Origin of the sequence: Pseudomonas sp. Y24-6 (genome assembly GCF_020295325.1) — a bacterium.
In the GTDB taxonomy this organism is placed as follows: Bacteria; Pseudomonadota; Gammaproteobacteria; order Pseudomonadales; family Pseudomonadaceae; genus Aquipseudomonas; species Aquipseudomonas gregormendelii.
Map to the genome: position 1 here is coordinate 159699 of NZ_JACBXG010000006.1, position 12883 is coordinate 172581.

Annotated in this window: 11 protein-coding genes; 6 read left to right on the forward strand and 5 right to left on the reverse strand. The window is 61.7% G+C overall.

Features of this window, described 5'->3' with window-relative positions; genetic code table 11:
- The first annotated feature begins 20 nt into the window (after positions 1–20).
- Complete coding sequence (locus tag HYI44_RS13790; protein ID WP_225569629.1) at positions 21–926, forward strand: cation diffusion facilitator family transporter; 906 nt, start codon at positions 21–23, stop codon at positions 924–926.
- Here the strand turns inward: HYI44_RS13790 and HYI44_RS13795 are convergent.
- Positions 911–1972: a DUF6515 family protein gene (locus HYI44_RS13795; RefSeq protein WP_225569630.1), complete on the reverse strand. Its 1062-nt coding sequence runs from the start codon at positions 1970–1972 to the stop codon at positions 911–913. The genes HYI44_RS13790 and HYI44_RS13795 overlap by 16 nt on opposite strands.
- A 415-nt stretch (positions 1973–2387) precedes the next feature.
- Between HYI44_RS13795 and HYI44_RS13800 the strand changes: the two genes are divergently transcribed.
- Positions 2388–2867: an Lrp/AsnC family transcriptional regulator gene (locus HYI44_RS13800; RefSeq protein WP_045062103.1), complete on the forward strand. Its 480-nt coding sequence runs from the start codon at positions 2388–2390 to the stop codon at positions 2865–2867.
- Positions 2868–3084: 217 nt separating this feature from the next.
- Positions 3085–3294 (forward strand): DUF2788 domain-containing protein, encoded by a 210-nt coding sequence (locus tag HYI44_RS13805; protein WP_122838947.1) that lies wholly within the window; start codon positions 3085–3087, stop codon positions 3292–3294.
- Here HYI44_RS13805 and HYI44_RS13810 read toward each other — a convergent pair.
- The 4 genes from HYI44_RS13810 to HYI44_RS13825 all read right to left on the reverse strand — a co-directional run bounded on the left by HYI44_RS13810 (position 3289) and on the right by HYI44_RS13825 (position 9688).
- A complete protein-coding gene (locus HYI44_RS13810) occupies positions 3289–3930 on the reverse strand; it encodes a pseudouridine synthase (RefSeq protein ID WP_122838946.1) in 642 nt (213 codons plus the stop codon). The two genes, HYI44_RS13805 and HYI44_RS13810, sit on opposite strands and share 6 nt — an antisense overlap.
- Positions 3931–4001: 71 nt before the next feature.
- Entirely contained in the window at positions 4002–5501 is a 1500-nt protein-coding gene (gene amn / locus HYI44_RS13815; protein WP_177328595.1) for an AMP nucleosidase, read from the reverse strand.
- 83 nt (positions 5502–5584) lie between these two features.
- On the reverse strand, positions 5585–7234 hold the full coding sequence (locus HYI44_RS13820; RefSeq protein WP_122838945.1) for an acyl-CoA dehydrogenase family protein: 1650 nt from the start codon (positions 7232–7234) through the stop codon (positions 5585–5587).
- 75 nt (positions 7235–7309) lie between these two features.
- Positions 7310–9688 (reverse strand): hybrid sensor histidine kinase/response regulator, encoded by a 2379-nt coding sequence (locus tag HYI44_RS13825; protein ID WP_225569631.1) that lies wholly within the window; start codon positions 9686–9688, stop codon positions 7310–7312.
- Between the two features lie 284 nt (positions 9689–9972).
- On the opposite strand from HYI44_RS13825, the gene HYI44_RS13830 reads away from it, so the two are divergent.
- From HYI44_RS13830 to hemL, 3 genes are read left to right on the forward strand one after another with little or no spacing between them, the layout of a single operon-like run.
- On the forward strand, positions 9973–10770 hold the full coding sequence (locus HYI44_RS13830) for a hydroxymethylpyrimidine/phosphomethylpyrimidine kinase (RefSeq protein WP_045062071.1): 798 nt from the start codon (positions 9973–9975) through the stop codon (positions 10768–10770).
- 32 nt (positions 10771–10802) lie between these two features.
- Positions 10803–11426: a thiamine phosphate synthase gene (gene thiE, locus HYI44_RS13835; protein WP_122838943.1), complete on the forward strand. Its 624-nt coding sequence runs from the start codon at positions 10803–10805 to the stop codon at positions 11424–11426.
- 31 nt (positions 11427–11457) lie between these two features.
- Positions 11458–12741 carry a glutamate-1-semialdehyde 2,1-aminomutase gene (gene hemL, locus HYI44_RS13840; protein WP_225569632.1) on the forward strand — a complete coding sequence of 428 codons (1284 nt, stop codon included), beginning with the start codon at positions 11458–11460 and terminating at the stop codon, positions 12739–12741.
- The last annotated feature ends 142 nt before the right edge of the window (positions 12742–12883 follow it).

Below are 12883 nucleotides of genomic sequence, written 5' to 3' on the forward strand. Positions count from 1 at the left end.
TGCAAGGAACCGCCGCACCTATGATCTCAAGCTCCGAACACGCCCGCCTGCTGCGGCTGGCGACCCGTGCCTCGGTGGCGGTGGCCTGTACGCTGATCGTCGCCAAAGCCATTGCCTGGTGGTTGAGCGGCTCGGTCAGCATGCTCGCCGGGCTGACCGATTCGGCGCTGGACGGCGTCACTTCGATGCTCAACCTGCTGGCGGTGCATTACGCCCTGCGCCCGGCCGATGACGATCACCGCTACGGCCATGGCAAGGCCGAGTCGCTGGCCGGTATGGCCCAGGCGTTGTTCATTGGCGGGAGTGCGGTGCTGATCGCCCTGCAGGCGTTTGACAGGCTGCAGCATCCGGAACCGATAGGCGCAGCCTGGATCAGCATCGGGGTGATCCTGTTCTCCCTGGCACTGACCCTGGCGCTGCTGATGCTGCAGCATCGTGTGGTCAAGGCCACCGGCTCCAATGCAGTGCGCGCCGACTCGCTGCACTATCGCTCGGACATGCTGCTCAATGGCAGCATCCTGGTGGCACTGGTGCTGGCGGCGTTCGGCTGGCATCAGCTGGATGCGTGGTTCGGGCTGGGCATCGCCGCCTACATCCTGTGGAGCGCCATCCAGATCGCCCGGGAGAGTTTTACCGTGCTGATGGATGAAGAGCTGCCAGCGGATGTCAGCCAGCACATGCTTGAACTGGCCTGCAGTGTACCGGGCGTGCTGGGTGCGCATGACTTGCGCACCCGGGTCTCGGGCAACCAGTGGTTTGTGCAGTTACACCTGGAGCTGCCAGGCGACCTGACCCTGGCAGTGGCCCACGGCATCAGCGACCAGGCCGCCGATGCCATCCACGCCGCCTACCCACGGGCCGAGGTGTTGGTGCACGCCGACCCGCAAGAAGTGGTGCAAGCGGCCCGCGCTCAGAATCTGACCTGATAACCGCGACTGCCAAGGCAGTTGCCCTGGGCCTGCCGGTAGATCTGCACCACCGAGGGGTCCGGCTGATAAGTGTCGGCACGTGGATCGAAACCACTCTGCTCGACTGCATAGCGGTAGCAGTCGTAGCCGTCCTGATTGACCTGCTCCGGCGACTGTCCATTGGCCGGGTAAGCTTCAACGTCGTAGCCGTTGCTGGCCGACTGTGGCAGCGGTTGTCCCGGTGGCTCGACCACCACGTAATCCCGGGTGCTTTCCTGATAGGCATAGTACGAACCGGCCGCCAGGAACAGCAGCGAACCGCCGATCCACACCTCGCGTGCGTAATCGGGCAGGTAGCCCACCCGGATCCCGCGCGGCGGTTGCACCACCACATAACGTGGCCCCTGTGGACGGTACCAGTAGCCGCCCGAGTAGAAGTAATCGCGGCCACCGTAGGGCACACGATAATCACGGTCCGGGAAGCGGTCGATCACATGCCCTGGACGATACTGCGGCCCAGGTCCCCAGCCACTACCGTGCCCAGGCGGGCGACCGGGCCAGCGATTGTCATTACGATGGTCATCGGGACGCGCCCCCGGCCCGCCGAATTGCCACTGCGGGTTAGCATCGTTGCGCCGTGGCACATCCTGATAATAGCCCCGCTGAGGTTGCTGGGTCTGGCGCACGCTGTCGGGGCGACCCTGGATCGGCAGGTCATTGGCGGGTAATTGGGGTGGAGGCGGCGGTGGTCGCACCGGGCTGTTGTAATCCGGTGGCGGGCGACTTTGCCCGTTGCGATTGGGTCCGTTGTGCTCGAACTGTCGACTGTTGTCACCGCGAATGATGTCGTTGCCCTGCCCACGGGGCTGATTACTCTGCTGGGGCGCATTCTGCGGGCGTTGCGAATGATCGTTGCCACCGCGCCCCGGATTATTGCCCTGGCGAGCATCACCTTGCGGGCCACCACCAGGCCCCCGATTTTGCGGCTCGTCAGCCAGCGCCTGGGTCGTGACGCTGATGCACAGCAAACCAACACCGGCCAAACGCCAGATGCGCGACTTCATGCTTTTCCTCACAGGAGCTCAGGGCTTGTACATAAGACTGGGAAAGCACAGGCCGGTTCTGCAACAGGTTATCAGTCGCGCAGTATTTTTCGCAGGCATTAAAAAAGGGAGACCCGTCGGCCTCCCCTTGAGAACTTCGTCCGTGCTCGACGCTTATGACGTCGGCTCACCTCACGCCGTCTTCTGGACAGTGTGCAGCTCGGAGGCCGGCACATCCCCGGTGGGGGTGGCGGCCGCAGCTGACCTGATTGGGCGAGCTGCAGTGGACTGTTTGTCCGAGCAGTGATTCTGGTAATAAGAATAGGCTTGAGGCTGCGGCAGAGGATTGCGAAGATTGCTGAATTAAACATCACTTGCGCAATTTTTAACCCTGGATAGATAATCTGCCGCAATAGTTATGATAAAGGCCTGAATGATGAGCAAACTCGACCGATACGACTTGAGCATTTTGGCGGAATTGCAGCGTGATGCGCGCATCTCCAATCAGGAGCTGGCCGAACGCATAGGCCTGTCGCCTTCCCCTTGCTCACGTCGGGTCAAGCAATTGGAGGACGACGGCTACATCACCCGCCAGGTGGCCCTGCTGGATCGCAAGATGCTCGGCCTGAGCCTGACCGCGTACGTGCTGATCGGTATGGACCGGCACACGCCGGAACGCTTCGAGAACTTCGAAGCGGCGATCCGCACTTTGCCCCAGGTGCTCGAATGCAGCCTGGTGACGGGGATGGACGCCGACTATCAGCTCAAGGTAGTGGTGCCGGATATGGATCACTACCAGAAGCTGCTGCTGGGGCACTTGACCCGGATTGACGGGGTGACGAGTGTGCGCTCGAGTTTTGTATTGAACCAGGTTTTGAACAGTACCGAGTTGCCGCTTACACATCTGCGCAGCTGAAGACGCCATCGCGGGCAAGCCACGCTCCCACAGGTTTTGTGTTGAACTCACGATTGTGAGCGAGCACAAACCCTGTGGGAGCTGGCTTGCCAGCGATAGGGCCGGCGAAGGCGACCAATGACTGCGGCACACCGACGCAGGTCAATGCTGCGCGAACCTTGCGTGGCGTATACTCGCCCCCCCGCAATTTTAGCCGCGCCCACGCCGGAGAGTTTCGATGGATCCTGCCGTATTCGAAGAGTGGATGATGACCGGACTGGTCACCATCCTGATCATATTCATGGGTTTCATCGTCTGGGATCTGGCGAAGAAATCCAAGGCCGGTCGCTTCGGTTCAATGATTCTGTTCTTCGTGCTGGGCCTGGGCGTGGCCGCGTTCATCATCAAGAGCGTGGTGATCGGCCTGATCGAGTCCGGCGCCTTATAAACGCGCCGGCACTTCCTTCCACTGGCCTTGATCGAGCCCTTCGATCGACCAGTCGCCAATTCTGACGCGCACCAGACGCAAGGTCGGCAAACCCACGGCAGCCGTCATGCGCCGCACCTGGCGGTTGCGGCCCTCGCGAATCACCAGTTCCAGCCAACTGGTGGGCACACTCTTGCGAAAACGCACGGGAGGATTGCGCGGCCAAAGCTGCGGTTCTTCCAGCTGCCGCGCCTCGGCGGGCAAGGTCATGCCGTCATTGAGCTCGACGCCGTCGCGCAAGCGCTGCAGCTGCACAGCGTTCGGCTCGCCTTCCACTTGCACCCAGTAGGTCTTGGCCAGCTTGTGTTTCGGGTCGGCGATGCGCGCCTGCAGCTGTCCGTCATTGGTCAGCAACAGCAAGCCTTCGCTGTCGCGATCCAGACGTCCTGCCGGGTAGATGCCGGGTATCTCGATGTAATCCTTGAGCGTCGCCCGCCCTTCGCCGTCGCTGAATTGAGTCAGCACATCGAATGGCTTGTTGAACAGGATCAGCCGGGGTTCGGCAGGCGGCGCTTTGGCGACCCGGCGCGGGGCCGAGGCGGATGGCGCAAGGTTCGCACCGGGGCGGCGGGAAGCAGGACGTGGGGGACGGGACATGGCGAAGAGAACATCTAACGGTCAGGGCTGCTAATGCTAGTGCCCTGACCGCCAAATGACCATGAGAACAATCAGCGGAACGGCGGTTCGTCGAAGCTGCGCAATTTGCGCGAGTGCAGCGAGTTGAGTTCCGTGCGCAACAGGTCCACCGCTTCGATGCCAATCTTCAAGTGCTGGCTGACCGCACGCTCGTAGAACGCGTTCGCCGAGCCCGGCAGCTTGATTTCACTGTGCAGCGGCTTGTCCGAAACGCACAGCAACGTGCCGTACGGCACCCGCAAGCGATAGCCCTGGGCGGCAATGGTGCCGCTTTCCATGTCCACCGCCACGGCGCGGGACAGGTTGATCAGCGGACGCTCCTGGGCCCAGCGCAGTTCCCAGTTACGGTCGTCGTAGGTCAGTACGGTGCCGGTGCGCAGACGCTTCTTCAGCTCGTCGCCCTTCTCGCCAGTGATGTTCGCCGCCGCCTGCTGCAAGGCCATCTGCACTTCTGCCAGGGCCGGAATCGGGATATTGGGTGGCACCACCCGGTCGAGAATGCCGTCGCGCCGCATGTAGGCGTGAGCCAGCACGTAGTCGCCGATGGTCTGGGACTGACGCAGGCCGCCACAGTGGCCGATCATCAGCCAGCAATGCGGGCGCAGTACCGCCAGGTGATCGGTGATGTTCTTGGCGTTGGAGGGGCCGACGCCGATATTCACCAGGGTCACGCCATGACCATCGCTGGCGATCAGGTGATAGGCCGGCATCTGGTAGCGATGCCACACCACGCCTGCGGCAATGGCCGATGCCTCGCCGTGGTCCATGCTCTTTTCAATGATCACGTTGCCCGGCAGTACCATGCGCACGAAACGCGGGTCGCTGCGCAACTGCTCAAGGCCATGCACGATGAACTGGTCGACGTAGCGGTGGTAGTTGGTCAGCAGGATCCACGGCTGCACATGGCGCCAGTCGCTGCCGGTGTAGTGCACCAGGCGACGCAGGGAGAAATCCACCCGTGCGGCGTCGAACAGGGCCAGTGGCAGCGGGTCGGTGTTTTCCCAGTCGTACAGGCCATCGGCAATGCCATCGGTGGCGGCGGACAGGTCGGTACTGGGGAAGACGCGTGCCAGGACGGCAGCCGTTACCCCGGAACCCGCCAGCTCGTCGCCTTGCTCGACCACGTACGGATAGGGAATGTTCTGCTGGCTGATCCCGACTTCCACGGTCACGGTGAAGTCATGCATCAGCGGCACCAGCTGTTCGAGCAGGTATTTGCGAAACGCCGCAGGGTGAGTGACGGTGACACTGTAAGTGCCCGGCAGTTGAACCTTGGCGTAGGCGCGGGTGGTCTGCGGCACTTCGCCCTGGCAGTGATAGGTCAGACGCAGTTCGGGATAACGAAACATCGCACGCTGTTCGGCGTCCGGTTCTATACGATCCTTGAGGTAACGCTTGAGCGCCTGATTCAGCGCAGTGGTTGCACGTTCGTGCAAGAGCGCAAGCCGATCCACGGCTTGCTCGGCGGTTTGAACGACAATAAAAGCTTCGGTCACGATCAGCATCCTGTGTTCTGACTTGCAGAGCTTCATCTTGCCTGCATCGTCGTCGGACGGGAACAGTGAAAAAAAGATCGTCCGAACGCGGCCCGAGCCTTCGGACGATCTTTTGCCCTTCAAATCATCTGCGGGGTTGATCGGGCGACGATCGCTTCTACCTCCAGGCCGCGTGGCAGCGCACCATACACGCGGCCGTTCGAGCCGAGTCGGCTGGCGATGAACGCATCACTGACGGCAGCATTACCCGCCTCCAGCAACAACCTGGCCTGCAAACCCAGGGCGATGTCCTCGGTGAGCTGGCGGGCTCGGTACTGGATATCGCCCGTGTCCTTGAATGCTGCCTGCAGCTGGTGGATATGCGCCGCCAGGCGCTTGTCGCCATGGCCATCGCCCAGTTCACTGAACAGCACATCGAGCACGCCGGGCTCTTTCGACAACGCCCGCAGCACGTCCAGGCACTGCACGTTGCCGGAGCCTTCCCACGTTGAGTTCACCGGCGCCTCGCGGTACAGGCGCGGCAGGATGCTGTCCTCGACATACCCCGCACCGCCCATGCATTCGGCGGCTTCGTTGATCATGGCCGGTGCACGTTTGCAGATCCAGTACTTGCCCACGGCGGTCACCAGCCGGGCGAATTTTGCTTCATGATCGTCAGCCAAATGATCCAGGGCGCGGCCCATGCGCAGGCTCAAGGCCAGGGCGGCTTCGCTTTCCAGGGCCAGGTCCGCCAGCACATTCTGCATCAGCGGTTGCTCACTCAGCAGCCTGCCCCCGACGCTGCGGTGCGCGCAGTGATGGCTCGCCTGGGTCAAGGCCTGGCGCATCAGCGAACTGGAACCGACCATGCAATCAAAGCGAGTCATGGCCACCATCTCGATGATGGTCGGCACCCCGCGCCCTTCCTCGCCGACCATCCACGCCAGCGCGCCGCGAAACTCTACTTCGCTGGAGGCATTGGAGCAGTTGCCGAGCTTGTTTTTGAGGCGCTGGATGTAGAACTGGTTGCGAGTGTCGTCCGGGCGATGGCGCGGCAACAGGAAGCAGGTCAAGCCTTTGTCGGTCTGGGCCAGCGTCAGGAAGGCATCGCACATCGGCGCCGAGCAGAACCACTTGTGACCCACCAGTTCGTACGCCTGGCCCGGTCCACTGGCGCCAACCGGATAAGCCTTGGTGGTATTGGCCCGAACATCGGTGCCGCCCTGTTTCTCGGTCATGGCCATGCCGATGGTGACGCCCGCCTTGTGCGCCATGCCGATGTTGCGCGGATCGTATTCGGTGGCGAGGATTTTCGGCAGCCAAATGTCAGCCAGATTTGGCTGCAGGCGCAGGGCCGGCACGCTGGCAAACGTCATGGTCAGCGGGCAACCGCTACCGGCTTCGGCCTGGCTATGCAGATAGGTCATGGCGGCGCGGGCAACGTGCGCTCCCGGCTGCGGCTGCGCCCAGGGCAACGACGTCAGGCCATGCTCGACCGCCGTACGCATCAACTCATGATAGGCCGGGTGAAATTCCACCAGGTCGATGCGATGGCCGTATCGGTCGTGGCTGGAAAATACCGGCTTGTTCTCGTTGGCCAGGAACCCGGCTGCCATCAGCGGCCCACCGGCCAGCGCACCGTAGGCATCAATGCGCGATTCGGCCCAGCCGGCGCCAAAATGCCGCGACCATTGCTGCAGCGGCAAATCGACGCGGTACAGGTTGGCGCCATCCAGCGACGGTGGCTGGTTGGTGACTTCGTGGGTTTCGGCGAACTGATGCAGGTTCATGACGGGGCTCCTTTGGTCGGCCAAGGGGTTTTCAGTTAAGCACTGCCCCCTGAGCGTTCAAAGTGTCATACCTGCCTAATTGGCGGCGCTTTCGCCCTGCTCAAAACCCAGCACCCGGCGTTGCAGTGCCGCCTGCAAATCCTCGAACTTCACCGGCTTGCTCAAGTAGTCGATGAAACTGGCGCCGGTGCAGTGCTCGCGATCGATGCTCAAGGCAATCATGAAGACCGCAAGCTCGGCGCAGCCCGCCAGCGTACGGATCTGGCTACTGACGGGCATGCCGTTGAATGGCGGCAATTGGCAGTCGAGCAATACCGCATCAAACGCCTCCCGCTGCAGGTAATCGAGTGCCGCCGACCCGCTGTCGGCTGTGCGCACCTGGTACCCGAGCTTGAGCAGCATGCCGCGGATAACCAGTTGGTTGACGGTGTTCCCGTCCACCAGCAGCACCTTGCAATCTCGCGGCTGGCGCAGGCGCGAGTAATGCTGTGAAGTGCGGGGCGGGGATTGCGTTATTGACAGTTCAAATTCGACGTCCAGCTGGAAACGACTGCCGCGACCTGGCTCGGAGCGGTGCGTCAGTCGCCCCCCAAGCAACTCGACCAGCTGCCGACAAATGGCCAGACCCACGCCCAGCCCGCCATACTCGCGGGTCATTGAGCCATCGAGCTGGAAGAAGCGCTGATACATGGTCGCCTCCCCCAGGTCGGTAAAACCGATACCGGTATCAATCACCGCAAAACACAGCGCCATTCTTCCAGGTTGCGCAGGTTTGCCTGTGACGCGCAGCGCCAGCCCACCGACCCGGGTGAACTTGATCGCATTGTCCAGCAGGCATTCCAGGCATTGCATCAGCTTGGCGCTGTCACCGTGCAGGCGGTCTGGAAGGCCCGGTGTCACGTCGACCTTGAAGTCCAGCGACTTGCTCAGGGCATTGCTCTCGAACTGCAGGCGCAAGGCTTCGATCACGCTGCGCAGACTGAACGTCGCCGCGCTGGCCGTAAGCCTGCCGGCCTGCAACTCGGTCAACGTGAGGATGCCGTTGACCATGCGCATCATGTCCCGGGCAGATCCTGCCGCCGTTTGCTGGTACTGCTCCAGCTCCGGATCCATCGCGACGGTTTGCATCAGCTCCAGCGAACCGATGACCCCGTTCATGGGCGTGCGCAACTCGTGGGTCAGGGTGGCGAGGAATTCGTCCTTGAGCCGGTTGCTGTGCGCCAGTTGCTGGTTCAGCACTTCGAGCTTCTGCCCGGCATCAAACAGGGTCTGCGCCTGCTGCTCGCGCATGGCATTAATGCGGTCGGCCAGCGCCAGGGACAGAAGTGCCACTTCGATGGCCGAACCGATCTGGCTGGAATACATGGTCAGGAATACGTTTGGCAGGTAACCCAGGACCATCAGTGTGTTGATGATGCCGCCGAGCAAAAAGGCCGACCAGGCAATGATGAAATACCGCGCCACGCGCAAACCGCGCAGCCAGGCGAAGATCCCTGCGGCAAAAATCACCACGGTAAAAATCAGCGCCAGGGCCGTGGCCAGGCGCAAGGCCAGGGCGTAGCTGGTCATGAGGGACAAACCGATGACCACTGCGCCAAACACAACCAGCGCCAGCAGCAAGCGATCGAGCCAGCGACTGTAGGTGGCCGTCTGCAGGAAGCTGCGGGCGAACTGACTGCCAAACAACCCGGCACAGCCGATGAAGAACGGTGTGGCGGCGTTGGCCCACCAGGGATTGTCCGGCCAGAAATATTGCACGGCCGCACCGTTCACCGACAGTTGGTACAGGCCGAACGAGGCAATATAGAAGATGTAATAGAGGTAGCTGGTGTCCCGCACGCTCAGGTAGATGAACAGGTTATAGACCAGCATCCCCAGCAACACACCGTAGATCAGGCCCAGCACATACAGGCGCAGCGGTTGCTCTTCGAGAAACGCGGTACTGGACCACAAGGTCACCGGCGCCTGGATCGACCCCTCGCTTTGCAGGCGCAGGTACAGGGTTTGCGCCTGGTCGGGGGTGAAATCGAGATCGAACAGGTAATTGTTCTGGCGAATTTCGCGGGTGGAGAAAGGCAAGGCATCGCCGGTCTGGCGCACCAGTCGGTATTCGCCCGCAGCGTCGGGTAAATACAGATCCAGATGATCGAGGGGCGGATAGGCCAGTTCCAGCAGCCAGGTTCTTTGCGTCGCTGGATTCTTCGGACGATAGTGCAGGTCGATTTTCAGCCAGAACGCTGAACGCGAATAGCCGGCGTTGAGGGTGGCATTATCGTGGGGTTTGAACCGTCCTGCGGCATCCTCGGCACGGACGTCGGCAATGGTCGCTTGCCCGCCCGCGTCTTCGAACACTTGCAGGGTTCGGCCCAATGGCAGGCTTTGAGTGTTCTCGTCGAATTCGACTGCGCTCGCCAAAAGGGGAAAGCAGAGCAGCAACATCAGCAAATAGTGCATCTAAGCCCCAGCGTGGCCGGTCCGGTTATCTCAGGAAGCCCCTCATTCCCTTTGAGTAGACGTAAAACCGGTATTACCTGTTATTGATTTGGATCCACTCTAGCATAGCCGTTAGTGGCCAATGAACACCATTGAAAAATATACTCGAAAGGCTCTAGTACGGGCTTTGCAGCGCTATCTATTGAGCTAGAGCGGTTGCCCCCCTCATGCCGACTGTGGGAGCGACCCTGCTGCTACAGAGTCCACTGTCATGAGTCGAGTGACTGGTGGTAAGCTCGCGCACCATGAATATCTACAGCTCCCGCCCCGTTGTCCTCTGTCTCTCCGGCCACGACCCCAGTGGTGGCGCCGGCTTGCAGGCAGATATCGAAGCCCTGCTCGCCCAGGGTTGTCATGCGGCTCCGGCCGTCACCGCGCTGACTGTGCAAGACACGGTCAACGTCACTGATTTCCGCGTACTCGACCGAGCATGGGTGCTGGCCCAGGCCAACGCCGTGCTCAACGATTCCGAAGTCGCCGCCGTCAAGCTGGGCATGCTCGGTTCGCTGGAAATGGTCGACACCGTGGTCGAGCTGCTGCAGGCGCATCCGCACTTGCCGATGGTTTGCGACCCGGTACTGCGCGCGGGCGGCGGCGGACGCCTGGGCAAGGACGAAGTCGGCTACGCGATGCGCGAACGCCTGCTCCCACTGGCGATCATTGCCACCCCCAACCTGCCCGAAGCGCGCATCCTCGCCGAGCTCCCCGAAGGCACGGCAGACCAATGCGCGGAAAAACTGCTGCCCTACGTCAAGCATCTGCTGATCACCGGCGGTCACGGCGACGAGCAGGAAATTCACAACCGCCTGTACACCCGCGACGGTCGCCGCGAAACCTTCACCTGCCAGCGTTTGCCCGGCAGTTATCACGGTTCCGGCTGCACCCTGGCCAGCGCCCTGGCCGGTCGTCTGGCGCAGGGTGAAAACCTCGTCAGTGCCGTGCAGACCGCGCTTAACTACACATGGCGCACCTTGCGTGATGCGGAGCAGCTGGGTAAAGGTCAATTTGTGCCACGCCGCCTGCCGCTGGATTTCTGTTCGTAACTTCCCATTAGTCATGCGGTGAGGCTTGTCCGATGAAACTACGTGGCCTTTACGCCATCACCGACAGCCAGTTGCTGGCCGGTAAATTCCTCTCGTACGTGGAGGCGGCGCTGGAAGGTGGCGTCACCCTGCTGCAGTACCGCGACAAGAGTACGGACGAAGCCCGGCGCCTGCGCGAGGCCGAAACCCTGCGGGATCTGTGCGACCGGTACAAGACCCGGCTGATCATCAATGACGATGCCGAGCTGGCTGCGCGCCTGAACGTTGGCGTACACCTCGGCCAGACCGACGGCCCGTTGACCCCGGCCCGCGCATTACTGGGCCGCCAGGCAATTATCGGTTCGACCTGCCACGCGCAGATCAACCTTGCCGAGCAGGCCGCCAAAGAAGGCGCCAGTTACGTTGCCTTCGGTCGCTTCTTCAATTCCACCACCAAACCCGGCGCGCCGACCTGCAGCCTCGAACTGCTGGATCGGGCTCGCAGCACATTGCATTTGCCGATCTGCGCAATCGGTGGCATCACCCTGGAAAACGCGGAGCCGCTGGTGGCCCACGGGGTCGATCTGCTGGCGGTGGTCCACGGCCTGTTTGGCGCCGAAAGCACGGCTGAAGTCACACGCCGCGCCCGCGCGTTCAACGAACTGCTTTCCATTTAAGTCGCTTAAAATCTGATTTGAGAGTCCGATCATGTCTCGTTCCGAAACGCTATTTGCCAATGCCCAGAAACACATCCCCGGCGGTGTGAACTCGCCAGTGCGCGCGTTCAAGAGCGTTGGCGGTACGCCGCTGTTTTTCAAACACGCTGAAGGGGCCTACGTCACCGACGAAGACGATAAGCGCTACGTTGATTACGTCGGCTCGTGGGGCCCGATGATCCTCGGCCACAGCCACCCGGACGTTCTGGACGCCGTGCGCAAGCAGCTTGAGCACGGCCTGTCCTATGGCGCACCGACCGAGATGGAAACCCAGATGGCGGATCTGGTGTGCTCGCTCGTGCCTTCAATGGAAATGGTGCGCATGGTCAGCTCCGGCACCGAAGCGACCATGAGTGCCATTCGCCTGGCCCGCGGCTTTACCGGGCGCGACAGCATCATCAAGTTCGAAGGCTGCTATCACGGTCACTCCGACAGCCTGCTGGTCAAGGCCGGTTCCGGCGCCCTGACCCAAGGCGTGCCGAGTTCGGCAGGTGTACCGGCGGCATTCGCCAGACACACGCTGACTTTGCCCTTCAACGACATCGACGCGGTCGAAACCATGCTGGCTGAAGTGGGCCAGGAAGTCGCGTGCATCATCGTCGAGCCGGTGGCCGGCAACATGAACTGCGTTCCTCCGGCACCGGGCTTTCTCGAAGGCCTGCGGACCCTGTGCGACAAGCACGGCGTGGTGCTGATTTTCGACGAAGTGATGACCGGTTTCCGTGTGGCACTGGGCGGTGCACAAGCGCATTACGGCGTGACCCCGGACCTGACCACCTTCGGCAAGATCATTGGTGGTGGCATGCCGGTTGGCTGCTTCGGCGGCAAGCGTGAAATCATGTCGCACATTGCACCACTGGGGCCTGTTTACCAGGCTGGTACGCTGTCGGGTAACCCGCTGGCAATGGCGGCGGGCCTGACCACCTTGCGCCTGATCAGCCGTCCTGGCTTCCATGCCGAGTTGACCGACTACACCAGTCGCCTGCTCGATGGCCTGCAACAACGCGCCGATGCAGCCGGTATCCCGTTCGTGACCACCCAGGCCGGCGGCATGTTCGGCCTGTACTTCAGTGGTGCCGATGACATCGTGACCTTCGACGACGTGATGGCCAGCGATGCCAAGCTGTTCGGGCGTTTCTTCCACCTGATGCTCGAAGGCGGCGTGTACCTGGCGCCAAGCGCATTCGAAGCCGGTTTCACCTCGATCGCCCATGGCGAAGCCGAGTTGAAACTGACGCTGGATGCCGCTGAACGTGCATTCGCTGCCTTGAAGTAATGCCGTGCCGCTGACGCTGGCGATTGCCAGCGTCAGTAATCCCTGCATCCGCGCCCCCTTTCCTGCTCATCTGCCAGGTTTTTCCCGCAAAGTGGGTTATATATTTCCCTCGCAGCAGAAAAACGAGTAAAGACTTTGTAAG

Excerpts from the sequence above, each read along its gene's own strand:
- HYI44_RS13825 (WP_225569631.1), bottom strand. The coding sequence starts at position 9,688 with ATGCACTATTTGCTGATGTTGCTGCTCTGCTTTCCCCTTTTGGCGAGC.
- HYI44_RS13820 (WP_122838945.1), bottom strand. The coding sequence starts at position 7,234 with ATGAACCTGCATCAGTTCGCCGAAACCCACGAAGTCACCAACCAGCCA.
- HYI44_RS13790 (WP_225569629.1), top strand. The coding sequence starts at position 21 with ATGATCTCAAGCTCCGAACACGCCCGCCTGCTGCGGCTGGCGACCCGT.
- HYI44_RS13830 (WP_045062071.1), top strand. The coding sequence starts at position 9,973 with ATGAATATCTACAGCTCCCGCCCCGTTGTCCTCTGTCTCTCCGGCCAC.
- amn (WP_177328595.1), bottom strand. The coding sequence starts at position 5,501 with ATGAAGCTCTGCAAGTCAGAACACAGGATGCTGATCGTGACCGAAGCT.
- HYI44_RS13800 (WP_045062103.1), top strand. The coding sequence starts at position 2,388 with ATGAGCAAACTCGACCGATACGACTTGAGCATTTTGGCGGAATTGCAG.
- HYI44_RS13810 (WP_122838946.1), bottom strand. The coding sequence starts at position 3,930 with ATGTCCCGTCCCCCACGTCCTGCTTCCCGCCGCCCCGGTGCGAACCTT.
- thiE (WP_122838943.1), top strand. The coding sequence starts at position 10,803 with ATGAAACTACGTGGCCTTTACGCCATCACCGACAGCCAGTTGCTGGCC.
- hemL (WP_225569632.1), top strand. The coding sequence starts at position 11,458 with ATGTCTCGTTCCGAAACGCTATTTGCCAATGCCCAGAAACACATCCCC.
- HYI44_RS13795 (WP_225569630.1), bottom strand. The coding sequence starts at position 1,972 with ATGAAGTCGCGCATCTGGCGTTTGGCCGGTGTTGGTTTGCTGTGCATC.
- HYI44_RS13805 (WP_122838947.1), top strand. The coding sequence starts at position 3,085 with ATGGATCCTGCCGTATTCGAAGAGTGGATGATGACCGGACTGGTCACC.